The 21,629-nt window shown below is 75.5% G+C and carries 19 protein-coding genes; 4 read left to right on the top strand and 15 right to left on the bottom strand.

What is annotated here, in order from left to right; all coding sequences use genetic code 11:
• The first annotated feature begins 85 nt into the window (after window positions 1-85).
• Entirely contained in the window at window positions 86-721 is a 636-nt protein-coding gene (locus AC0VX4_RS09610; protein ID WP_049161301.1) for a GNAT family N-acetyltransferase, read from the top strand.
• Between the two features lie 10 nt (window positions 722-731).
• Here the strand turns inward: AC0VX4_RS09610 and AC0VX4_RS09605 are convergent, their stop codons facing one another.
• A complete protein-coding gene (locus tag AC0VX4_RS09605; RefSeq protein ID WP_049161321.1) occupies window positions 732-1,337 on the bottom strand; it encodes a TetR/AcrR family transcriptional regulator in 606 nt (201 codons plus the stop codon).
• A 127-nt stretch (window positions 1,338-1,464) separates the two neighbouring features.
• On the opposite strand from AC0VX4_RS09605, the gene AC0VX4_RS09600 reads away from it, so the two are divergent.
• Entirely contained in the window at window positions 1,465-2,679 is a 1,215-nt protein-coding gene (locus AC0VX4_RS09600) for an acyl-CoA dehydrogenase family protein (RefSeq protein WP_098471159.1), read from the top strand.
• Window positions 2,680-2,776: 97 nt separating this feature from the next.
• On the opposite strand, the gene AC0VX4_RS09595 is transcribed toward AC0VX4_RS09600, so the two are convergent.
• The 3 genes from AC0VX4_RS09595 to AC0VX4_RS09585 form a co-directional block, all read right to left on the bottom strand.
• Window positions 2,777-3,718: an endonuclease domain-containing protein gene (locus AC0VX4_RS09595; protein ID WP_475464315.1), complete on the bottom strand. Its 942-nt coding sequence runs from the start codon at window positions 3,716-3,718 to the stop codon at window positions 2,777-2,779.
• Between the two features lie 226 nt (window positions 3,719-3,944).
• The gene (tgt, locus tag AC0VX4_RS09590; protein WP_475464314.1) at window positions 3,945-5,288 is read right to left on the bottom strand and encodes a tRNA guanosine(34) transglycosylase Tgt; all 1,344 of its coding nucleotides are present in this window, start codon (window positions 5,286-5,288) and stop codon (window positions 3,945-3,947) included.
• A 114-nt stretch (window positions 5,289-5,402) separates the two neighbouring features.
• Complete coding sequence (locus AC0VX4_RS09585; protein WP_102708198.1) at window positions 5,403-8,438, bottom strand: S8 family peptidase; 3,036 nt, start codon at window positions 8,436-8,438, stop codon at window positions 5,403-5,405.
• 229 nt (window positions 8,439-8,667) lie between these two features.
• Between AC0VX4_RS09585 and AC0VX4_RS09580 the strand changes: the two genes are divergently transcribed.
• Window positions 8,668-9,615: a helix-turn-helix domain-containing protein gene (locus AC0VX4_RS09580; RefSeq protein WP_102708197.1), complete on the top strand. Its 948-nt coding sequence runs from the start codon at window positions 8,668-8,670 to the stop codon at window positions 9,613-9,615.
• Between the two features lie 48 nt (window positions 9,616-9,663).
• Here AC0VX4_RS09580 and AC0VX4_RS09575 read toward each other — a convergent pair whose 3' ends face one another.
• From AC0VX4_RS09575 to AC0VX4_RS09550, 6 genes are all read right to left on the bottom strand, one after another.
• Window positions 9,664-10,626, bottom strand: a complete 963-nt coding sequence (locus AC0VX4_RS09575) for an ornithine cyclodeaminase family protein (RefSeq protein ID WP_475464313.1) — start codon at window positions 10,624-10,626, stop codon at window positions 9,664-9,666.
• Window positions 10,627-10,717: 91 nt separating this feature from the next.
• Complete coding sequence (locus tag AC0VX4_RS09570; protein WP_475464312.1) at window positions 10,718-11,509, bottom strand: glutamine amidotransferase; 792 nt, start codon at window positions 11,507-11,509, stop codon at window positions 10,718-10,720.
• A 74-nt stretch (window positions 11,510-11,583) separates the two neighbouring features.
• On the bottom strand, window positions 11,584-12,156 hold the full coding sequence (locus AC0VX4_RS09565; protein WP_475464311.1) for a GNAT family N-acetyltransferase: 573 nt from the start codon (window positions 12,154-12,156) through the stop codon (window positions 11,584-11,586).
• Window positions 12,157-12,235: 79 nt separating this feature from the next.
• Window positions 12,236-13,135 carry a DUF6707 family protein gene (locus AC0VX4_RS09560; RefSeq protein ID WP_240008963.1) on the bottom strand — a complete coding sequence of 300 codons (900 nt, stop codon included), beginning with the start codon at window positions 13,133-13,135 and terminating at the stop codon, window positions 12,236-12,238.
• 2 nt (window positions 13,136-13,137) lie between these two features.
• Complete coding sequence (locus AC0VX4_RS09555) at window positions 13,138-13,677, bottom strand: NUDIX hydrolase family protein (protein WP_036316089.1); 540 nt, start codon at window positions 13,675-13,677, stop codon at window positions 13,138-13,140.
• Window positions 13,678-13,733: 56 nt separating this feature from the next.
• Entirely contained in the window at window positions 13,734-14,861 is a 1,128-nt protein-coding gene (locus AC0VX4_RS09550; protein WP_475464310.1) for an oxidoreductase, read from the bottom strand.
• Window positions 14,862-14,987: 126 nt separating this feature from the next.
• On the opposite strand from AC0VX4_RS09550, the gene AC0VX4_RS09545 reads away from it, so the two are divergent.
• Complete coding sequence (locus tag AC0VX4_RS09545) at window positions 14,988-15,311, top strand: hypothetical protein (protein ID WP_065572907.1); 324 nt, start codon at window positions 14,988-14,990, stop codon at window positions 15,309-15,311.
• 12 nt (window positions 15,312-15,323) lie between these two features.
• On the opposite strand, the gene AC0VX4_RS09540 is transcribed toward AC0VX4_RS09545, so the two are convergent.
• The 5 genes from AC0VX4_RS09540 to AC0VX4_RS09520 all read right to left on the bottom strand — a co-directional run bounded on the left by AC0VX4_RS09540 (window position 15,324) and on the right by AC0VX4_RS09520 (window position 21,626).
• Window positions 15,324-17,660 carry a hypothetical protein gene (locus AC0VX4_RS09540; protein ID WP_475464309.1) on the bottom strand — a complete coding sequence of 779 codons (2,337 nt, stop codon included), beginning with the start codon at window positions 17,658-17,660 and terminating at the stop codon, window positions 15,324-15,326.
• A 2-nt stretch (window positions 17,661-17,662) separates the two neighbouring features.
• Window positions 17,663-18,268: a DedA family protein gene (locus AC0VX4_RS09535; RefSeq protein ID WP_065572909.1), complete on the bottom strand. Its 606-nt coding sequence runs from the start codon at window positions 18,266-18,268 to the stop codon at window positions 17,663-17,665.
• Window positions 18,265-19,311, bottom strand: a complete 1,047-nt coding sequence (locus AC0VX4_RS09530) for a pseudouridine synthase (protein WP_475464308.1) — start codon at window positions 19,309-19,311, stop codon at window positions 18,265-18,267. Before AC0VX4_RS09530 ends, AC0VX4_RS09535 begins: the two co-directional genes overlap by 4 nt.
• A gap of 46 nt (window positions 19,312-19,357) precedes the next feature.
• Window positions 19,358-20,608, bottom strand: coding sequence for a glucose-1-phosphate adenylyltransferase family protein (locus tag AC0VX4_RS09525; protein WP_475464307.1), 1,251 nt, complete (start codon window positions 20,606-20,608; stop codon window positions 19,358-19,360).
• Between the two features lie 76 nt (window positions 20,609-20,684).
• A complete protein-coding gene (locus tag AC0VX4_RS09520; RefSeq protein WP_475464306.1) occupies window positions 20,685-21,626 on the bottom strand; it encodes a DNA-formamidopyrimidine glycosylase family protein in 942 nt (313 codons plus the stop codon).
• Window positions 21,627-21,629 lie beyond the last annotated feature (3 nt).

The raw sequence follows: 21,629 nt of genomic DNA, 5'->3' as shown, positions 1-21,629 counted from the left end.
GGAGGAGGCGACGGCGCCCGCGTCACGAGCGTGACGCAGGGCGCCGTCCCTGTGTCCGGGGTCACACCCTGGCTACGGTGAGCGCATGAGCGCCGAGCAGAACAGCACCCAGACCCCCGGCCACCGCGCCGCCCACGTCCCCGCCGGCCAGGATCTCGGCCACCGCTGGTCCACCCGCGAGGCCGATCACGACGATCCGGCGGACCGCCGCGCCGTCCGCCAGATCGCCGAGCTGGCCTTCGAGTCCACGGCCGAGGCCGACCTCGTCGAGGAGCTCGCCGGCGGCGCGGAGGGCTGGCTGCCCCAGTACTCCCTCGTGGCCATGACCGCCGCGATCCCGGGCACGGACCTGCAGTCGGACCCGATGGGCTACGGCACCCTGGTCCGGGCCCACATCGACGACGCCGAGGTGCTCGCCCTCGCCCCGCACGGCGTCCTGCCCGAGCACCAGGGCGAGGGCGCCGGCACCGCGCTGGTCAACGCCCTGCTGCAGAAGGCGCAGGCCGACGGCGAGGAGGTCGTGGTGGTCTACGGCTGGCCCGAGTACTACGCGAAGTTCGGCTTCCACCGGGCCTCCGAGCACGGCGTGCACGCGGCCTTCGCCCGGCAGCCCGAGGCCCTGCAGGTCCTCACGCTCCAGGACGGGGCCGAGGTGCCCGCCGGCGAGTTCCGGTACCCGCCCGCGTTCGGGGCGGAGAACGCGCAGGTCGCCGGCCGCTGAGAGCCCGGTCTCAGCCCAGGAGCCGGCGCACGGCGGCGAGCGTCCGCTCGGCCTCGGCCGGCTCGGCCGTGAGCCGCGCGATGACCTCCGCGAGGTCCGTGCGCAGGCCGGCCTCGGCGTCGTCGGCCGGGGCGTGGAGCCACGCCCGCAGGGCGCGGTTGTGGACGGCCACCACGGCCGCCGCCAGCCCGACGGCGATCCCGCCGCGCGCGGGCGTGTCCGGCAGGGCCGTGGCGAGCCAGCCGGAGAACAGCTCCGTGTAGCGGTGCGAGGTGAGCAGCTCGCGCGTGCGCAGCGACTGGGAGCCGCGCAGCAGGCGGGAGCGCGCCCGGGCCCGGTCCGGATCGGCGGTGTGATGCCGGAAGACCTGGAGGACCGCCTCCTCGAGGGCCTCCCGCACGCCGAGGGAGGTGCCGCGCAGGAAGTCGTTTAGGCGGGCGAGCAGCGCCGCGTGGTCGGCGAAGACCACCTCCTCCTTCCCTCCGAGGTGGCGGAAGAAGCTGGCCCGGCTCATGCCGGCCTGGCGGGCAAGCTGGTCGGCCGTGACGGCGTCGTAGCCCTCGCGGTCCAGGAGGTGGATCAGGGCGGTGAGAGTGTCCTCGGCGGGCGTCGTCATGCGGGCCATGGTGCCACGGGCGCGGAGAGGGGGGTGAGACTGCGTCTGATTCTGTGAGATGGCGTGTCAGCCGGTGTAGGGTGATGACGGACACACCCATCTCTCCGACCCCGCCCGGGAGGCCACCATGACCGAGACCCTGCCCACCGTCGAGCCCGAGTACGACGTCGCCACGCCGCTGGACACCGACTTCTACCTCGCGCTCGCGGACGTCTCCGACGCCGAGAAGGACGTGTGGCGTCGGGCCCGCGCCTTCGCGCTCGAGCCGGACGTGCTGCCCCGGATCCGGGAGGCGTGGGACCGTCACGAGTACCCGCTCGACCTCGTGGCCCGCCTGGGCCAGGCCGACCTGCTGCGCGACGGCGTCCCCGTGGACGGGCTGCCCGACGTCTCCCGCGTTGCCGCGGGCCTGGCCATGATGGAGCTCTCGCGCCTGGACGGCTCGATCGCCACGATGACGGGCGTGCAGGGCGGTCTGGCCATGCGCTCGATCCAGCTGTGCGGCAGCGAGGAGCAGCGTGCCGAGCACCTGCCGGCCATGGCGCGCGGCGAGCTCTACGGCGCCTTCGCGCTCACGGAGCCGACCCACGGCTCCGACTCCGTCTCGCTGGAGACCCGCGCCGAGCGCGTCGACGGCGGCTGGCGGCTGCACGGGCACAAGAAGTGGATCGGCAACGGGGCCGCCGGCGGGGTGACCGTGGTGTGGGCGCGCAGCGCCGAGGACGAGAAGGTCCGCGGGTTCATCGTGCGCCAGGAGTCCGAGGGCTACACGGCCGAGGTCATCAAGGGCAAGGTCGCGCTGCGGGCTATCGACCAGGCCCACATCACCCTCGACGGCGTGTTCGTGCCCGACGCCGACGTCCTGCCCGAGGCCCGCTCCTTCAAGGACACCTCCCGCGTCCTCTTCGCCACGCGCGTGGGGGTCGCGTGGTCCGCCCTCGGGAAGGCCGTGGGCTGCTACGAGGCGGCGGTGCACTACGCGGGGCAGCGCGTCCAGTTCGGCCGACCGCTGGCCGCCGCCCAGAGCGTGCAGACCCGCCTGGCCGAGATGCTCTCCCAGCTCACCCAGGTGCAGCTGCTCGTGCTCCGTGCGACCCGGCTCGAGGACGAGGGCCGGCTCACCGGGCCGATGGCGTCCATGGCCAAGTACTCGGCGACGCGGGCCGCGCGGTCCATCGCCGCGAACGCGCGCGACCTGCTCGGTGGCAACGGCATCCTCATCCAGAACGAGGTGGCCCGCCACTTCGCGGACATCGAGGCGATCCACACCTACGAGGGCACCGAGACCGTGCAGGGGCTGATCATCGGCCGCGAGATCACGGGGACCGGCGCGTTCGTGTGAGATGACGCGAGCGGGGGCGGCGTGAGCCAGAGATTTCTGCTGGTACGCACGCCCCCCGGCCGCCGATTCGTCTGGCTCGGCGGCCGATTCGTCTGGCTCACGCAGGCAGAGGGAGCCGCAGGTGGGCGGCGAGGTCGCGCAGCAGGGCGTCGAGGCCGCGCTGGGTGAAGACGCTGGCGGCCACGCGCAGCACGATCCACCCCTCGGCCTGCATCCGGCGGTCGCGCTCGATGTCACGGCGCCACTGCTGCGGGTCCGTCCGGTGATGATCGCCCTCGTACTGCACGCAGACGCGGGCCTCCCGCCACACCAGGTCCGGCCGGACGGTGGACCCGTCACGCAGCAGAAGCAGCGGATTCACCTCCGGCTCCGGCACGCCCGCGTCGGTCAGCGCCAGTCGCAGGAGCGTCTCGGCCCTCGAATCCGCGCCGTCCCTGAGCAGCGGCAGGGCCGCCCGCAAGGTCCGCGTCCCTCGCCTCCCGCGCACCCGGAGCACCTCCGCCTCCAGATCACGCACGGTGCACCGTGGATGCTCGCCGGGGTGACGCCGGCCCGCCGGGCCGTCAGCCCGTTGCAGCAGGCTGTCCCCGGCGGCGACGACGTCGGCCAACGGCAGACCCAGCTGCGCCAGCGCCGCCCAGGTGGCGGCCGGCGTCGTGATCCGCACCCCGGCACGCACCAGCACGGGGTCCTGCGGGTGCAGCTCATGCCCGACGACGCCGCTGCGGCGCGGCGCCCCGCCTTCGGCCCGCGTGCGCGCCAGATGGATGGGGCCGCGCTCCCACTGCCGCGGCAGCCACATCCCCCAGAGGCGAGCGGCGGTGGCGTGGGTGGCCGCGGTGCCGGGGTTCGTCCGCTGGAGGGCGCGGACGACGTCGGCCAGTGAGGGCTGACCCCCGGCGGTGTGCCGCAGCCCGTGGTGCGGGGCGTCGAACCGGGGGCCGCGCAGCTGCGAGGCCGTCAGACCAGCCTGCAGCCCCGCGGCGACCGGGAAGACGGGGCTGAGGGCGTCGTCGTCGTGCGGAGGAGGGGCGACCATGCCGCCAGCGTCCCCTTCCACGGGCGGACCCGGTGCCGCGACCGCGAGGGCCGTGGAGGGCGAGCCGGGCCGGCGGCCCTGTGCAGGAGCCGCTGAATCGTCTGGCTCACATCCCCCAAGCGTCCGGGCGGCGCTGAGCCAGACGAATCGGCCGTGACAGCCCCCTCAGAACAGCAGAAACGTCTGGCTCGCGCCCGTCGCAGCGTGCCGGCGCACCCAGCACCGCTCAGCCCTTCGGGGCGTAGTACCGGCCGAGGGTCTCGGCCTTGAGCTCCGCGAGCGTGCCGTCCTGCATGGCCGCGCGGATCCGGTCCACGAGCGAGACCGTGAACCGCTCGTTGTGGATGGAGAGGAGCGTGTGCGCCACCATCTCCTTCGCCTTGAACAGGTGCCGCAGGTACGCGCGGGAGTAGTGGGCGCACGTGTAGCAGTCGCACTCGGGATCCAGCGGCCCGAAGTCGCGGCGGTACTTCGCCCCGGGCAGGTTGTAGCGCCCGTCGCGGGTGTAGAACGCGCCGGTGCGGGCCACCCGGGTGGGGGAGACGCAGTCGAAGGTGTCGGCGCCGTTCTCGACGGCGGTGAACAGGTCGTCGGGCTCGGAGATGCCCAGCAGGTGGCGCGGCTTGTCCTCGGGCAGCTCCTGCGCGCACCAGCCCACGATGGTCCCGAGGTTCTCCTTCTCCAGGGCCCCGCCGACGCCGTAGCCGTCGAAGCCGGAGGCCACGCCGTCGAGCTCCCCCGCGGCCGGGAACTCGGCCCGCATCGCCGCGAGGTCACGGCAGGCCTTGCGGCGCAGGTCCTCGTACTGGGCCCCCTGGATCACGCCGAACAGCGCCTGGTACGGCCGCGCCGCGCGCACCCCGGTGAGGCGGGCGTGCTCGTCGAGGCAGCGCTGGGCCCAGCGACGGGTGCGCTCGAGCGCCTCCTCCTGGTAGCCGCGGGAGTTGTGCAGGGTGGTCAGCTCGTCGAAGGCGAACATGATGTCCGCGCCGAGGTTGTGCTGGATGCCCACGGACACCTCGGGGGTGAACCGGTGCCGGTCCCCGGTGAGGTGGGACTTGAACCAGACGCCGTCGTCGTCGACATTGGCCAGGCGCTCCTTGCCGGGGGCGACGGCGTCGTCGGCGCCCTGCCCCTCGGGCGCGCCGGGGCCCTTCATGTCGATGACCTTCTTGAATCCCGAGCCGAGGCTCATCACCTGGAAGCCGCCCGAGTCCGTGAAGGTCGGCCCGGGCCAGTTCATGAACGCGCCGAGGCCGCCAGCCTCGTCCAGGAGGTCGTCACCGGGCTGCAGGTACAGGTGATACGCGTTGGCCAGCAGCGCCTGCGCGCCGAGCTCCGCCATGGACTCCGGCAGCACGGCCTTCACCGAGGCCTGCGTCGCGACGGGGATGAACGCCGGCGTCTGGATCCGCCCGTGCGGCGTGGTGATCACGCCGGTGCGCCCGAGCGGGGCGCCGTCCGCACCGCCGGTCTCCAGCCGGTGCGTCACCTCGAAGCCGAACTGCGAGGGATGCGCGGGGGCACCGGAGGCGGGCTGCGGCGTCGGGGCGGCGGGGCTCTCAGACATGGGACCCAGGGTAGTGCGCGGGCGTCGGGCGGAGCGGGCGTGCGGACGACGACGGGGCGGCCTCCGCTGGGAGACCGCCCCGTCCTCAGGCCCGGCAGCCGTCGCCGGGACCGGTCACTCCACGCGGATCTTCGTGGAGTCGACGACCGTGCTGCCGTGGAGGATGTCCACGGTGCCCAGGTACACGCTCGTGCCGTCCGTGGTCAGGGTGCCCTGGAAGACGTGCTCCGCCCCGGGCTTCACGTCCGCGGACGCCGGGTCGAACACGAGGTTCCCCGCGTCTCCGTCCTTCGGGAAGAACACGCGCAGGGTGTAGTCGATCGGCGCGTCGGAGTCCTTCAGGTCCGCGCCGGGCTTGGCCACCACGTAGATCCTGTGCTGCGGGGCCGAGCTGATGATCGACTGCTCCAGCACCTCCATTCCGGTGCCGCGCGTGACCGACCGTGCCACCGGGTAGCTGGACCACGAGCTGGTCACGTAGATGTCCAGGTCCACGTCCGGGTTCGCGGCCTCCGCCTCGATGCGGACCTTGGGGTAGCCCCGCGGGTACGCGAAGTCGTGGGCGGTGAGAGCCGCGTCCGAGGCGTCGAACACGGCGCGGCGCACGGTGGAGCCGGTGTACTGGTCACCACGCACGAGCCCGTTCACGCGGGTGGACAGCGTGCCGTCGATGCCGGAGACCACGGGCAGCTCCAGCGTGTCCGCGTCGCGGGCCACGGTGATCGCGGCCGGTGCGTCGGCGATGCCGGGGCGCACCACCACGGGGATCCGCACCTGCTTGCCGGCGGGGCCGGACCACACCACGTGGCCGGTGGCCCACTGGCCCGCGGGCGCACCTGCGGCGGTGACGGTGATCGCCACGTCCTGCTCGCTGCCGCGCGTCGGCCGGATGACGTTCGGGGACACGGCGACGTCGAGGCCCTGGAGCCCCTCCACGTGGGCGGTCCAGGTGCCGTTGTTGCCGCCCACGTTCTTCAGGGTGCGGGTGACGGTCTGCGAGCCGTACAGCTCACTGATCGCCAGGGAGGGGACGTTCAGCTCGGCGGCCGGGATGGGGTGCTCCGAGACCGGCTCACCCGTGTTCGACCACGCGATGCCCTGGCCGGCGAGGTAGTCGTACCAGTCCTGCTGGTCCGAGTCGAAGACCAGGCCCGGGTCCAGTGCCTTCAGCGGGTCGACGAACCCGGCGCCGCCCGCGAAGGGCGAGGTGGCCGAGGCGTGGTCGCGCGCCGTCGTCATCAGGGCGGACTTGATGCCCATCGGGCTCAGATCCGGGCGCGCCTGCTTCAGAAGCGCTCCCAGGCCCGCGATGTGCGGGGAGGACATCGAGGTGCCGGAGGAGTAGGCGAACCGCTCGCCGCCGTTGTCCGGCGAGTAGGCCGCGAGGACGTCCACGCCCGGTGCCGAGACGTCCGGCTTGAGCAGGCCGGACTTCGCCGCCAGCGACGGCCCGCGCGAGGAGAACCCGGCGACCTCGGGCACGCGGGTCGCGGTGCCCTCGTTCGTGGCCAGGATGCGGCCGGTCGGGCGGTCCGTCTTCACGTAGGCGAGCAGCCGGTCCCGCTCCGTGTGGGACAGGTGCACGGCGGGGATCGCGTGCAGATCCGCGTTGAGCCCGGCGTCGGTCACGTTCACGAGGGCCATGCCGGCGCCTCCGGCGTCTGCGACGACCTGGGACTTCTCGGCGCGGGCGTTCTCGCCGCGGTCGCAGACCACGAGCTTGCCCGCGGTGGCCGCCGAGTCGAGGGTGCCGGGCAGGCAGAGGGCCGCCGAGGCAGAGGTGGCACCGGCCGCGGCGACGTCGCCGGCGTAGACCATCGGGGTCTCCGCCTCGAGCGGTGCGGTGATGGACGAGCCGATGAAGCGCTGACCGTCCCCGGTGACGAGGGTCTGCTCGTAGACCGCATGGGTGGAGGCGGCCACCGTCGTGATCCACGGGGACGGGTGCGCCGTCGTCGAGACCGTGGGCCCGGAGTTGCCGGAGGACGCGGCCACGAACACGCCGGCGCTCGCGGCGTGCATGAACGCGACCTCCACCGGATCCACCACGTTGGTCGTGGTGCCGGAGATGGAGTAGTTGAGCACGTCCACGCCGTCGGCGACGGCGGCGTTGATCGCCGCGACCGTGTCTGACGTGGCGCAGCCGCCGGAGGGCACGCCCTCCCAGCACGCCTTGTACGCGGCCACGTGGGCGCCGGGGGCCATGCCCGAGATCGTGCCGCGTTCGACACCGTCGACGACGGCGCTCACCCCGGAGTTGCCCGCGGCGGTGGACGCGGTGTGGGTGCCGTGACCGCCTGCGTCCAGCGGGGACAGGGTCTCGACCGGCGCCAGGCGTCCCGTGCCGAAGCCGTTGACGAAGTACTTCGCGCCGATCAGCTTGTCGTTGCAGGAGTCGGTGGCGAACGCGTCCTCATCACCGGTCTCGCACCCGCCGACCCAGTCGGCAGGGGCGGCCGGGTGCCCCTGGTCCTGGAAGGACGGCGCCTCCGGACGGATCCCCGAGTCCACGATCCCCACGACGACACCGCGACCGGCGTCCTGTGCGGGCGTCTTCTTGCCCACCACCTGGGCCCAGAGGCCCTTCTTGCCGGTGAGTCCGAGGACGTCGGGGGAGGAGACGGTGTCGAGCGGGCGGATCTCGTCCGGGACGACGGCCAGCACCGCCGGGTCCGCCGAGAGGGCGGCGGCCTCCTCCGCCGTGAAGGTGCCCGCGAAGCCGTTGAGGGCCGTGGTGTAGCGGGTGTGCGGGGTGTCGGGACCGGCGCCGGCGCGCCGCAGGGTCGCGTCCTGGTTCTTCTTCAGGTGGGCGGCGTACGCCTTGGCGTTCGCGCTCTTCGGCTGGAACCCGTTCTCCCGGCCCTTGCCCTTGCCGGGCTTGGTGGGGGCGAACCCGGGGGTGCCGCCGTCATAGGAGGCCACGGGCTGCTCGGCGAGCAGGACGATGTAGCCGCCGTCTTCGAACGTCTCGGGGGCGGTGCGCGGCTGCGCCGGATCCGGCGTCGGCGCGGGGGCCGCGGCGACAGCGTCGTCGACGGCGGAGCCGTCCGGGTCGGTTGTGGCGGAGGCCGAGGCCGCGCCCGCCAGGACCAGGGCGAGCGCAGAGGTGATCCCGAGCGCCTGCTGGCGGCGGGAATGCGAGTGAGTCATGGAAAGCCCTTCGGTGAGTGGGTCCGGCCCGCGGGTGGGGGCGGGGTGCTTCCTCGAACCCGCGCCGGCCCGCCCGCGGGCCGTTCGAGCCATCCCATCACTGTGAGAGCCGTCACAGGGTGGTGTGCGCTAGCGTGAACATGCCATGGCGTGATCCCGCCACCCCGGGGGAGCTCTGCGCGTCGGGCCGTGACCGAGGCCGTTCGCCCGGCAGGAAGGGAGGGGTCGCATGGACATGGCGGGCCACGCCGGGCTGGACCCGGCGGACGTCGACGTCTTCCGCGCCCTCCTGGCCCGGCCCGAGACTCTGGCCGCCGACCTCGACCCCGCCGCGGTCGACCGCCTGGAGGCGCTCGGCCTGGTGCGCCGCGGCGTCGACGGGGCCCTCGCCGCACTGCCCCCGCACCGGCCCCTGCTGGCGGAGGCGCACCGGGCCCAGTCCCGTGCGGATGCCCTGCGGGAGACCGCGGAGACGCTGCGGGCGGAGTTCCACCGGCGTCCCGGGGCTGCCCGCGACGCCGTGGAGGTGGTGGTCGGAGGGCCGGAGATCGTCGGCGCGGGCGTGCAGATCGCGCGGCAGGCGCGCCGGCTCGTCCGTGGCTTCGACCGCGGCCCCTACTTCCATGACGGCTCCCTGCCGGACGACGCGCAATCCCGCTCCTGGACGCGCGGTGTGCCGTGGCGCGTGGTCTACGAGGGGCGGTCCCTGCAGGCCGAGCCGCCGGACCGGTGGGAACACCTCGGCTCGACGCCCGGAGAGACCGGCCGGATCCTGCCGCGGCTGCCGTTCAAGCTGCTGATCGCCGACGACGACGCCGCGCTCGTCGGCCTGGCCGGTGCGGCCGGCCAGGGGGAGGCCCTCGTGGTGCGGGGATCCCTGCTCGTCGACGCGTTCGTGCGGCTGTTCGAACTCCAGTGGGAGCTGGCCCTGCCGATCGCCGACGTCGCCCGGGGCGGAGACGACGGGGCTGACGGCCTCGGGGGTGACGTCCTGACCGAGGTGGAACGGCGGCTCGTGGCGATGCTCAGCTCCGGGATGACGGATGAGGCGATGGCCCGCGCCATCGGGCTCTCGCACCGCACGGTGCAACGGCGCCTGGCCGACCTTGCCCGACGGGTGGGTGCGGAAGGCCGGTTCCAGCTGGGCGTGCAGGCTGCGCGCCGCGGCTGGGTGTGACGGCCGAGGTCACCGCCGCGGGCGTCGAGCGGAGCGGGCCGCCCCGGCTCAGCCCAGCACCTCCCGCGCCACCGCGCTCGCCACCACCAGGTCTTGCCAGGGCATGCCGGTGGTGACGAGCAGGGCGGGCGCGCCCTCCCGACGACGCGTGGTCCCGGCCACGAGCTCGGTCAGCGTCACCGTGTCCTCGATCCCGGCCAGCGCGCCGGAGTCGATCGCGAGGGTGACGTCCCCGGCCTCGCGGGCGGCCGAGTCCCGCGACTCCACCGCCACGGTCGCGCGGCGGGCCAGGGCGTCGTCGGTCTCGCGGGCGTCCGTGGTGTGCGAGCCCATCGCCACGACCGTCGCGTGCTCCGGCACGAGCGTCCCGTCGAACAGTGGGGTCGTCGCGGCCGTGCACGTCACCACGACGTCCGCCTCCGCCACGGCCTCCGGGCCCGCGGCGCTCGCGGTCACGCCCAGCTCCGCTGTGATCCGCGCGGCCAGGGCGGCGGCCCGGCCGGCGTCGCGGCCCACCACGGACACCCGCTCCAGCCCGAACACGTCCTGGAGCGTGAGCGCGTGCTCCCACGCCTGCACGCCCGTGCCGAACACGACCAGGTGCCGGGGCGAGGCGTCCGCGAGCAGCCGCACCCCGAGCGCGGACACCGCGGAGGTGCGCAGGCCCGTGAGCTCGACGCAGTCCAGCACGGCCCGTGGTGCCTGGCCGGGGGTGCCCGGGGCGCCGAACAGCACGTAGACGCCCTGGATGACGGGCAGTCCGCGCTCCGGGTTGTCCGGCGTGAGGGTGAGCAGCTTGGTGCCGACCTCGGTCCCGCGCGTCGAGGGCATCTGCAGCAGCTGCCCGGCGGCGGTGGCCACGCGGGTGCGGGGGGCGTCGGCCTCCGGGTCCAGGCCGGCGGCGAGGGCCGCCTCCAGCGCGTCGACGGCGGCGCGCGGGCTCAGGGCGGCGCGCACGGCGGGGCCGTCGATCCAGGGCAGGCCGGGGGCGGTCGAGGTCGGGGTGCTCATGGCCCCACCCTACGGAGGGGCGGGACGGGGCGGGGCGGGCGAGACGACCGGCCCGGCATGGCCGCGGGCGGGCCTCGGCGCGAGGGGCGGCTCAGCCGAACAGCGTGCGGAAGTTCACCAGGATCCGGCGCGGGTGCTCGGGGTCGACGGCGGCCAGCCCCGCCACCGTGGGCTCGTACTCGCCCGGGGCGAAGTACCCGTGGTCGCGGTAGATCTCGAGGCGCTCGAGGATCCCGGCCTGGTCCAGCTCCGGGTGGAACTGGGTGGCGTACTGGCGGGTGCCGAGCCGGAACATCTGCACGGGGCAGTCGGCGCCCGCGGCGAGCAGCACCGCGCCGGGCGGCAGCGCGCTCATCGCCTCCTTGTGACCGACGTACGCCGCGAACCTGCGCGGGACCCCGGCCAGCAGCGGATCCGCGGCACCTTCGTCGGTGAGCGTGACCTCGATGGGCGCGGCCGATTCGCCGTAGGCGTTGTCCACGACGCCGCCGGCGTGCCGGCCCAGCGTGCCGACGCCGTAGCAGCAGCCGAGGAACGGCAGGTCTCGGCGCCGGACGACGTCGAGCATCCGCCCCAGCTCCGCCTCCACGGCGCGCTGCACGGGGGACTTGGTCTCCTCGGGGTCGGTGCCCGTGAACGGGCTGCCGGGCAGGATCACGGCGGCGACGTCCGCGAGCTCCGCCTCCCAGTCCAGGCCGTCGGCCGCGGCCGGCTGCTGCACCGCGCGGTCCAGGCGCAGCACGCGCAGCCGGCCCTCCGGGTAGCCGCCGAGCCGCTCGACGGCCTCGACCTCGGCGGCCGCGGCGTCGTCCTCGGGGCGCGTCTGGACGAGCAGGAAGGGCCGTGGGTGCGGGTTCGGGACGGCGTCGGTCGGGGTGGTCATCTCGGCAGACTAGCGGGGCATCGGGCCGGGATGGCGTGGCGGCGTCGTGGGGCGTCGTCGGGGGCGGGCCGCGGTCAGCGGCCGGCCCAGGGGTGGGCGTCGGAGGCCCACGGCAGGGGGCGGACGCGTTCCTCGGGCAGCGGGTCCGTGGCCAGCCGGCCGTAGCGGTGCACGTCGAGCCGCCGCCCGCCCGCGCGGAGGCGGCCGCGCTGCGTGCCCTCGTGACGGAGCCCGGCGGCCCGGGCGACGGCCCCCGCCGTCGGGCTGTCCGCCCGGTGGGCCAGTTCGATCCGCTCGAGCCCGCCATCGGCCAGTTCGGCGTCCGCCACGGTGGTCGCCGCACGCGACATGATCGCGTCCCCGCGCCAGCCCTGATGCAGCCAGGCGATGAGCGCGCCGGTGCCATGTGCCTCGTCGCGCACGACGGCGACCAGGCCGATCAGCGTGTCCGTCCCGCGCTCCACCACGGCGACGGCGTCCGTCCCCTCCGCCTGGACCAGTCCGTCGACGTAGGCGCGGGCGGAGGCCTCGTCGGTGACCTCTGCGGGATCGGCCATGCCGACGGTGCCCGCGTGGAAAGCCGCCAGGACGGCGGGCGCGTCCGTGGCGCGGAGGAGGCGGAGCTGGGCGGGTGCGGAGCCGGTCATGCCGGGAGCATAGCCCCGACAGGGGCTGGAAAGTGAGGTGCGCCACACGAACCGGAGCCCGGAGGGCGGGTCACCGGGGTCAGCGCCGGGACGCAGCCTTCGCCTCGAGCTCGTCGGCGAGGGTGCGCAGCGTGCCGAGCTCACGGGCGATCCGCGAGTCCAGGTCCCCGTCCGTGAGGGTCTCGGAGCCACCGCGGGCGCGCAGGTAGAGCAGCTGGTCGAACCGGGCGCGGCGCCACTGATACTCGGCCTCGGCGTCGCGGGCCTGCAGGGCGCGGGAGATCTCCCGGTCGTAGAGCGGCGGCTCGTTGAGCTGACGCTGGCGCACCTCGAGCACCCGGGCCGCCCGGCCCGGCTCGGAGGGGACCTCGTCCGCCTCGAGCAGGCGCCGACCGAGGTTGGCGGCGGCGATGTGCTCGCCCTCCTCGCGCAGGATCAGCGACGCCAGGGACAGCGCGGCCTGGATGGACTTCCACCGCCCCACGGCCCCGTCCCACGGCAGGTTCGTCAGCAGGCCCAGGGTGGCGAGCGTGCCCTCGGTGTCCTCGTGCAGCAGGTAGAGCCGCTCGGCCATGCCGAACACGTCCTCCAGCTGGGAGCCGGAGCGCAGGTTCAACCCGTGGGAGAGCCGGGCCGCGGTGGCGGTCAGCTCGGTGTCCTCGAGGTGGCGCTTGCCGACGGCGACGATCCGCTCCTCGGGGGATCCCGCGTCCACGGGGGAAAAGGTGGTGTCCGGGACGGCCCTGCGCTCCTCCGGGCGGTCCGTTCGGACCCGGATCACGGAGCCGTGCGCGATCTTGACCTCGCGGCCGCCCTCGAGGGTGGCGATCACGAGCGCGGGGGTGCCGAAGTCGTCCCGCATCACCCGGGTCGAGGCCACGGGCGGGGCGGGCTCGCCGCGGCGGGTCAGGAAGCTGTCCCCGGGCTGCACGTCCTGGGACTTCAGATGGCGGAGATAGCCGCCGACGACCGGTGCCATGCTCAGCGCCCCCATCCCACGTGGGCGAGGGCCTGGCGCACCAGGTCCCCGCGGCCACCGATGAACTCGGCCTGGATGTCCTCGCCGAGGGCCTCCTCGGGGGTGAGCCAGGTCAGCTCGAGCGCGTTCTGGCGCGGCTGGCACTCACCCGTCACCGGCACCACGTAGACCAGGGCCACGGCGTGCTGTCGGTCGTCCGTCAGCCCGGTCTCGGACGGCGCCGGGAAGTACTCGGCGACGGTGCAGGGGACCACCGACGGCGGCAGCTGCGGGAAGGCGAGGGGGCCGAGGTCCTTCTCCAGGTGGCGCATCAGCGCGGCGCGGATGGTCTCCCGGTACTGGACGCGGCCGGAGACGAACGTCCGCTGGAACGTGCCGGTCTCGTCCGCCACATAGAGCAGGCCGATCTCGGTGACGTAGCCGAGGGAGTCCAGCCGTACCGGGATGGCCTCCACATACACCATGGGCAGCCGACGCCGGGCCTCATAGAGGTCCTCGTCGGACAGCCAGCCCGGATTCGGGTCGGGGGTGCGCACGCTCATGGTTCTGTTCTACCGGAGTTCCGCGCCGGGGGCACACCGGGTCCCGCGTGTTCCGCTCACCACTTGGCGCGGAAGTACTGCCGGGCCATCGGCACCTGCTCCGAGGGGACGTCGAGCGCGAGGGCGGCCGCGGTCGGCCAGTTCGGGTTCGCCAGGGCGGCGCGGCCCACGCAGACGGCGTCGGCGCGGTCCTCGTCCACCACAGCTGCGACCTCCTCGGCGCCGGTCAGCGAGCCGACGGCGGACACCAGGATCCCCTCGGTGCCCTCCTTCACGGCGGTGGCCAGCGGCACCTGATAGCCCGGGCCCTGGGGGCCCTCGTAGGTGTCCCCGATGCCCGCGGAGGACAGGTCGAACCAGTGCACCTGTCCCTGCAGCTCCTGCGCCAGGCGGACGGTCTCCTCGATGCTCCAGCCGCCCTCGACCCAGTCCGAGCCGGAGATGCGGATGCCGAGGATCTTGTCTGCGGGCCACACCTCGCGCACGGCCGCCACGACCTCCTTGAGGAAGCGGGTGCGGCCCTCGAAGTCCCCGCCGTACTCGTCGGTCCGGGTGTTGGTCAGCGGCGAGAGGAACTGGTGGATGAGGTAGCCGTGGGCGGCGTGCAGCTGCACGGCGCCGAAGCCGGCACGGTCGGCGCGCTCGGCAGCGTCGGCGAAGGCCTGGACGGTCTCCCGGATCTCGTCCACCCGCATCGCGTGGGTGCGGATCTCCATGGAGTTGGTGGCCACGCCGGAGGGGGAGAGGGTCTCCCAGGAGTCGGGGCCCTCCAGGATCGGCTGCCCGGCGGGCGCGCCCGGGTGCATGGGGACGGTCGAGGCCTTGGCGCCGGCGTGACCCAGCTGGATGGCGGGCAGGGCACCCTCGGAGGCGATGAACGCGGCGATCGGCGCCCACGCGTCCTGCTGCTCGTCGTTCCACAGGCCGGTGTCCCACGGGGAGATGCGACCCTCGGGCGTGACGGCGGTGGCCTCGGCCACCACGATCCCGAAACCGCCGGCCGCGCGGGCGCCCAGGTGCTGGAACTGCCAGCCGTGCGGGACGCCGTCGCGCGCCTCGCACGAGTACTGGCACATCGGCGGCAGGATCAGGCGGTTGCGCACGCGCACGCCGTTGATCTCGAACGGTTCGAAGATCGCGGGCACGGCGGGGGCGTCGGTCTGCGGGGTGGCGGTCTGAGTCATGCACCCCACCCTACGAGCGGGTCCGGACACGGGAGGGCACGCGTCCGCCGCGGGCGGAAGGGTGGGCCCGGCCCGCACGACGAGAGACGTCGTCACCGTTGCTGCGTCCGCCCCTACCCTGGGCCCATGCCCTCCTACCGCGCCCGCCTGCAGATCGGCGACCTCCTGCCCGGCCACCGGCCCGAAGAGGTCATGGACCTGGCCGAGGCGGCCGTCCAGGCCACGCACGAGCTCGCGGCCAAGGACATCGAGGTCGTGGCGCGCGTCCCGCGGATCGTGCTGCGCTTCACGGTGCCCGGCTCGCACCGGGCCGGGGAGGACGCCGAGGCCGCCGAGGTGGCGCGGCGGATGGCGGAGGCGGTGTCCGGCGTCGCCGTGACGGGCCGGCTGGACGTGCTCCGGCGCGACGGCGGCCGGTGGGTCCCGGTGCCCGCTGGGCCCGGGCGCTGAACGGGGCCGGGCTCAGGCGCCGGCCGGGTGCGGCCGGCGGGCGGCGTCGCGCTCGACCTGGCGGACCCAGGAGCGGCGCACGGCCGCGACGGTGAGCAGCAGCAGCGCCCCGAAGGCGGCCGCGAAGCCCACCCACGCGCTCTGCTGTGCCCCGAGCGGGCTGGGCAGCAGGCGGGGCAGGGCGAGGCAGAGCAGGGTCCAGGCCATGCCCAGGGCCACACCCATGCGGCCGCGCCCACCGAGCACGAGGCGCAGGGCCGCCAGCAGCAGGGCCACCAGCACCAGCAGGGCGAGCAGCTCGGTCGGGAACCCGTCGACGTGCACACCCCAGGCGTGGAGGGCGGCGCCCACCGCGGTGGGCGCACCGGCGAGGAGGGTGCCCAGCAGCACGCCGAGCGCGCCGTCCTCGGCCACCCGTGCGAGGCGGCGGGCCGCCGGACGGGCGCCGAGGCGCCGGACCACACGGAGCATCAGGACCAGGGCGAGCAGCCACGGGACGACGTCGAGGCCCCCGGGGGCCAGGACGGCCAGGGGGAACCACAGGGCCAGCGCCAGCAGGGTCCCCGCGACCGCCCCTCGGATGCGGCGGTGCCGCGGCGACGCGCCCTGGCCCCGCCCCCACTGCCGGAGCACGTACATCCCGGTCAGCAGCCACAGCACCGGCCAGATCGCCGGGTGCAGCGGGGACAGCCCGAACACGCTCGCGCCGGGGCCGTGTCGGCCGTCGGCGGTGAACGGGTAGGCGCCGGCGTCGAGCGCGCCGAGTCCCGGGACGCGCCCGGCCAGACCGAGGCCCCACGCGCTCGAGAGCACGAACAGCGCCCACACGACGGTCAGCAGCGCCTGGCCGCGTCGGTCCGCAGGGGTCGGTGAGCCGGCCGGCTCCTCGGGCGGAGCGGGGGTGTAGCCGGGGATCAAGGGCAGGGCGCCCGTGACCGGCCCCGCCGAGGAGTGGGCGATGGCCTCGGCCCGGACGGCCTGCGCCTTCGTGGACAGTCGCTGCCGCCGCCGCCACTCGGGCAGGGCCACCCGGGCCCGGGCGAACAGCTCCTCATCGGTGAGCCGCTCCTCCGGGTCGGACAGCAGCGGCCGGTCGGCTGCGGCCGGGAAGACCTCGGGGCCCTCGAGCTCGCGCGCGGCCCGGGCGAGCGCGCGGGACTCCCGCTCCTCGTGCTCGCGACGGCGTCGGGCGGCGTCCTCCGCCGCACGGCGCTCGGCCTCCCGGGCTCGGTCCTCGAGGAGCCGGGCCTGGGCGAGGGCGCGTTCGGCGTGCAGCACGGTGTGGGCGCGGACGCGTGCGGCATGGCGTCGACGTCGCTCGGCCTCGAGACGGGCGGCCTCCTCCGCCTCGCGACGGCGCCGCTCGGCCTCCTCGGCCCGACGGCGCCGCTCGGCCTCGACGCGTTCGGCCTCCCGGCGACGGCGTTCGGCCTCGGCCGCCTGCCGACGGCGCTCCGCCTCCGCCTCCGCCTCGAGCCGGAGCCGCTCCCGCTCGGCGAGCGCGGCCTCCTCGCGGGCCCGCCGCTCCGCCTGCACGCGGGAGCGCTCGGCGGCGACCTCCGCCTCCCGGCGGCGCCGTTCCTCCTGCTCCCGGCGGCGGGCCTCCGCCTCGGCGGCGGCACGGGCCTTCTCCTCGGCCGCCACCCGACGGCGCCGCTCCGCTTCACGCCGACGGCGCTGCTTCTCCTCCTCGCGGCGGCGGCGGGCCACCCGCGCGGCCTGGGCCCGGCGGGCCTCCTCGTCGAGGCGGGCCTGGAGGGCGGCGGCGTCGCGAGCCCGGGCGGCGTCGCGGGCTTGGACGGCGGCGGCGGCCTCGGCGGCGAGCCGCTCATGCTCGGTGGCCCGGCGACGGGCGGCCTCGGCGGCGCGCTCCCGGCCGGCTCGCAGGCGGGCCCGCCGCCGCTCCTCGGCTGCAGTGCGGCGGCGTGCGGCCTCCGCGGCCTTCTCCGGGTCCCGCCCCGGGGCGGGGAGGATGCGCTCGACCGTGCCGACGAGCGGGTCGGTGAAACGGGCGAGGTCCGGGCTGCCGAGGCGGTCCAGGATCTCGCTGAGGTCGCGGCGTGGGCGCTGCTGGGCGGGAGCGCCCGGAGTGCGCAGGCGGTCCATGGCGCGGTGCACATCCGCGCGGCGGTCCTCGCGCACGCGGCGCTCGGCGGCGGTCTCGGGTCGGCCCGAGCGCAGGGCGCGCTCGTGACGGCGCAGATCGCGGCGGGAGATCTCCCCGGGCGCGGCCATGGCGCGGCGGGGGCGCGCGGCGGGGGCACGCGGCGCGTCGTCGTCGGGACGGGGCGCCGAGGCGTCCCGGAGGCGCTCGAGGGCGGCGCGGGACTCGGAGGACGCGTCCTGCATGCTCACCCCTTCCGGCCCCGGCGACGGTGGGCCATGATCCCCGCGATCATCAACCCTGCAAGGGTACCGAACACCATGCCGACCACCGCGGACGCCCACCACGGCAGGCCGGTGGCCCGGCCGGTGATCCAGCCGAGCCCCACCATGGACCCGGACCACGCGAGCGAGCCCGCCCCGGACAGCCACAGGAACACGGGCCAGCGGATCCCGCCGATCCCGGCCGCCGCCATCGACGCCGTCCGTCCGCCCGAGACGAACCGCAGCACGGACAGCCCCGCCAGGCTGCCCGCCGGGCCCACCCGCACCAGCAGAGTCCGGATCCCCCGGTGGATCCGCCGCCACCACGCCCAGCGGTCCAGGCGGTCGGCGAGGCCGTGGCGGAACAGCGCGTAGAGGCCGACGTCCCCGGCCCAGCAGCCCAGCCACGCCGCCAGCACCGCGGCCACGGGGGAGACCCGGCCCTCCGCCGCGAGCGCGCCCGAGCCGATGACCACCACCTCCGACGGGACGGGCGGGATCGGGGCGTCCAGGGCCACGAGCAGCGCGGTGAGCGGGTGGAACCACGCTCCGAGCGCGTCCAGCAGGCCGGCCGGGTCCCCGCCCGTCACCGCGGTCGCTCCTGCAGCTCGGCGGGGGAGGTGAACTCCCGCTCCTCGCCCGTCACCGGGTCCGTGAAGCGCAGCGACCGGGAGAGCAGCTGCAGGGGCCGTGCGACGTCGTCCGGGGCGAGGTCGAGCAGGTCCGGGTAGAACGGGTCGAACGCGATGCCCAGGCCCAGGGCGGCCAGGTGGATGCGCAGCTGGTGGGTGCGGCCCGTGCGCGGGGTGAGCCGCAGGTGCGCCACGCGCCGCCCCGCCAGCGTCCCGGCGGAGACGCCGACGCCCAGCAGCTCCACCCGGGACTCCGCGTTCGCCCCGGCGTGGGGCCGGTTCGCCCGCCGGGTCCGCACCGGCGCGCCCGCCCGGCGCCCCGACGCGGCCGGCGGGATCTCCTCCACCACGGAGCGCAGGACCCCCTTGTCCTTGCGGATCCGGCTGCGCACGGTCAGCGGGAACCGCCCCAGGACGGGGTCGGCCGGGGCGCCGGGGCGGCGGGCGCCGTCGTCGGGGGCGTCCGGCAGGAGCGCCACGGCCTCGTAGGTCTTGGCCACGGCACGCCGCTCGAACAGCAGGTGGTAGGCGCCGCGGGTGGCCGGATTCGCGGAGAACATCACGACGCCGGCCGTCGCCCGGTCGAGCCGGTGCAGGGGCACGAGGTCATCGAGGCCGAGCTCGTTGCGCAGCCGCACCAGCGCGGTCTCCTGGACGAAGCGGCCGCCCGGGGTGGTGGGCAGGAAGTGCGGCTTGTGGATGACCACGAGGTGCTCGTCGCGGTGCAGGAGCGTGTGCGTCACGGGCAGCGGGGCCTCATCGGGGACGTCCCGGTAGTACCAGAGGTCGTCGTGCACGCCGAGCGGCGTCGCCGGCGTCAGTGCGGTGCCGTCCGCCGCCACGACCTCGCCGCGGGCGAAGCGCGCGCGGATGCCGTCCGGGTCCACGTGACCGAACCGGTGGAGCACGTAGTCCTGCGCGGTGGGCCAGCCGGCGGCGGGCAGACGCAGGCGCGTGGCGTTGACGCCGTTGCGCGGGGGGAGGGGAGAGGGGACGGCCACGGGTCCATCCTCCCAGCCCGGCGCGGCTGCGTCCGACCGGCGCCGCTCAGTCCGACCCGCCGGGCCGGCCGGAGCCGGTGGTCTCGTCCTCGGCCGGGCCCCGGTCCTGCGGGGTGAGCACCACGACCTCCTCGGCCGGCGCGGCGCGCCCCGTCACCTCGCGCGCCGGGACCGCCCCGCCGACGTCGACCACCACGGTGTCCAGCACCGCGCCCGCGGGGATCTCGCAGTCGCCGAGCAGGAGGCTGCCGCGCACCGTGGCGCCGGCCGCCACGACCACCCCGGGGCCGACCACGCTGTCCGACACCTCGCCCTCGATCCGGCAGCCCGGGCTGAGCAGCGAGCCGGAGACGCGGGCGTCCGGGGCCACCCACGCCGGCGGCGCCTGGTGGGGGTTGGTGATCAGCGGCCAGCCCTCGGCGGCCACGTCCAGGCCGGTGCCCTCGAGGATCTCCCGGTGGGCGCGGACGTACGCGTCCAGGGTGCCGATGTCCCGCCAGTACCCGACGAGGCGGTGCTCCCGCACGCGTCCGCGCGCCACGAACGCCGGGATGATGCTCTCCCCGTAGTCGCCGAGGGAGGAGCCCACGGGGTCGCCGTCCTCATCGGTCTCGCCCTCGTCCTTGGTGGCCGCCTCGTCCTCGCCCGCCACGAGGTCGCCGACCACCTCGGAGAGCGCGGCGACGTCGAACACGAACACCTCGGTGGCCACGAGCGTGCCGGCCGGGTCCTCCGGCTTGTAGGCGTAGTCGGTCACGGCGCCGTCGTCGTCCACCTGCACGACGCCGAAGCGCGAGGGGTCCTCGTCCGTCTCGGTGGTGACCACGGTGAGCTCGGCGCCGGAGCGGGCGTGCTCGGCCAGCACGGGGCGCAGGTCCAGCTGGTACAGGTGGTCCGCGGAGAGCACGACGACGGTCTCGGCGCCGAACTGCTCCAGCAGCGGCAGCTGCTGGGCGATCGCGTGGCCGTTGCCGCGGGCGAAGCCCTCCTCGGCGCGGCCCTGCGCGGGAGGCAGGAGCCGCAGGCCGTGGCGGGTGCCGTCGAGATCCCACGGCCGGCCGCCGGCCAGGTGCTGGTTGAGCGTGAAGGGGCGGTACTGCTCCACGATCCACACGTCCCGCAGGCGAGAGTGGGCCAGGTTGGACAGCACGACGTCGATCAGCCGGTACTGGCCCGCCAGCGGCACCATCGGCTTGGCGCGGGCCGCGGTGAGCGGCATGAGGCGGCCGCCGGTACCGCCGGCCAGCACGAGCGCGACGACGGCACCCTCCGGGTCCTTGGGGAACGGGTCGGCCATGACTCCTCCTCGGGTCGGGGCGGGTTCAGCGTAGGGAGCGGGGACGACACGTGGCCACCGTTCGGGCGCGTCCGGCTCAGCGCTGGCAGTGCGGGCACCACCACAGCCGCCGCGCGTCGTCCTCGGGGGAGCCGTAGTCCTCCTGGCGGACGGGGCCGCGGCAGCGCAGGCACGGGGTGCGGTCGTGCCCGTAGACCCAGTACGACGGCGTCCCGCCGCCGCGCGCGCCGGCCGTCCGGCCGGGTGGCGTGCCGGGTGCCGGACCGGCCGGGACGAGCACCTCGATCCCGAAGGGTCGCCCCGGGTTGGGACGCACGTTCGTGGTCCGGCGCCGGGCGCCCGCGGCGGGGGCGGCGGGCGGGACGTTGGCGCGCAGCAGGTCCCGGGCGAGCAGCACGAGTCTGGCGACGTCGTCGACCTCGCCGATCGGCCGGTGCGGGTCGATGCCGGCCAGCAGGAGGGCTTCGCAGCGGTAGATGTTGCCGATCCCGGAGACGAGCCGCTGGTCGAGCAGGGCCAGGCCGACCGGCCGCTCGGGCCGGGCCGTGAGTCGCCGCACGCCCTCGGCGAGCAGCGCGGCGCCGTCGTCGGGCGTGTCCCAGGCCGGGTCCAGCAGGTCGGGGCCGAGGTGGCCGAGGACGGTGGCCTCGTCAGTGGTGGGCACGAGGGTGAGCAGGCCCAGCTGGGCGCCGAGCACGCGGTGCTCCGCCGTCTCCAGCACCGCCCGCACCTGCCAGGCGGGGGCGCCCCACCGCGCGTCGACGGCCGAGACGAGCCAGCGCCCCTCCATCTTCAGGTGCGAGATCAGGGTGAGCGGCCGGGCCCCGGGGCGGGCCGCGGGCGGGGTCAGCCGCATCAGCAGGTACTTGGCGCGCGGCAGGACCTCGGCCACCCTCCAGCCGGTCAGGTCCGCGGTGGCGTGGCGGGGCACGCGCAGATCCGCGTGCGTCAGGACCCGGCCCTCGAGCACGGGGCGGAGCCGGTGCGCGACGCGGACGAGGGAGTCGCCTTCAGGCACGGG

It is taken from the genome of Micrococcus sp. 63XJN7_8_ISO-PGPR-S23-253 (assembly GCF_056173425.1).
Note: the sequence above shows the minus strand (reverse complement) of the source record. Positions and strands in the feature narration are given on the sequence as shown.

Excerpts from the sequence above, each read along its gene's own strand:
- AC0VX4_RS09610 (WP_049161301.1), top strand. The coding sequence starts at position 86 with ATGAGCGCCGAGCAGAACAGCACCCAGACCCCCGGCCACCGCGCCGCC.
- AC0VX4_RS09605 (WP_049161321.1), bottom strand. The coding sequence starts at position 1,337 with ATGACGACGCCCGCCGAGGACACTCTCACCGCCCTGATCCACCTCCTG.
- AC0VX4_RS09600 (WP_098471159.1), top strand. The coding sequence starts at position 1,465 with ATGACCGAGACCCTGCCCACCGTCGAGCCCGAGTACGACGTCGCCACG.
- AC0VX4_RS09595 (WP_475464315.1), bottom strand. The coding sequence starts at position 3,718 with ATGGTCGCCCCTCCTCCGCACGACGACGACGCCCTCAGCCCCGTCTTC.
- tgt (WP_475464314.1), bottom strand. The coding sequence starts at position 5,288 with ATGTCTGAGAGCCCCGCCGCCCCGACGCCGCAGCCCGCCTCCGGTGCC.
- AC0VX4_RS09585 (WP_102708198.1), bottom strand. The coding sequence starts at position 8,438 with ATGACTCACTCGCATTCCCGCCGCCAGCAGGCGCTCGGGATCACCTCT.
- AC0VX4_RS09580 (WP_102708197.1), top strand. The coding sequence starts at position 8,668 with ATGGACATGGCGGGCCACGCCGGGCTGGACCCGGCGGACGTCGACGTC.
- AC0VX4_RS09575 (WP_475464313.1), bottom strand. The coding sequence starts at position 10,626 with ATGAGCACCCCGACCTCGACCGCCCCCGGCCTGCCCTGGATCGACGGC.
- AC0VX4_RS09570 (WP_475464312.1), bottom strand. The coding sequence starts at position 11,509 with ATGACCACCCCGACCGACGCCGTCCCGAACCCGCACCCACGGCCCTTC.
- AC0VX4_RS09565 (WP_475464311.1), bottom strand. The coding sequence starts at position 12,156 with ATGACCGGCTCCGCACCCGCCCAGCTCCGCCTCCTCCGCGCCACGGAC.
- AC0VX4_RS09560 (WP_240008963.1), bottom strand. The coding sequence starts at position 13,135 with ATGGCACCGGTCGTCGGCGGCTATCTCCGCCATCTGAAGTCCCAGGAC.
- AC0VX4_RS09555 (WP_036316089.1), bottom strand. The coding sequence starts at position 13,677 with ATGAGCGTGCGCACCCCCGACCCGAATCCGGGCTGGCTGTCCGACGAG.
- AC0VX4_RS09550 (WP_475464310.1), bottom strand. The coding sequence starts at position 14,861 with ATGACTCAGACCGCCACCCCGCAGACCGACGCCCCCGCCGTGCCCGCG.
- AC0VX4_RS09545 (WP_065572907.1), top strand. The coding sequence starts at position 14,988 with ATGCCCTCCTACCGCGCCCGCCTGCAGATCGGCGACCTCCTGCCCGGC.
- AC0VX4_RS09540 (WP_475464309.1), bottom strand. The coding sequence starts at position 17,660 with ATGCAGGACGCGTCCTCCGAGTCCCGCGCCGCCCTCGAGCGCCTCCGG.
- AC0VX4_RS09525 (WP_475464307.1), bottom strand. The coding sequence starts at position 20,608 with ATGGCCGACCCGTTCCCCAAGGACCCGGAGGGTGCCGTCGTCGCGCTC.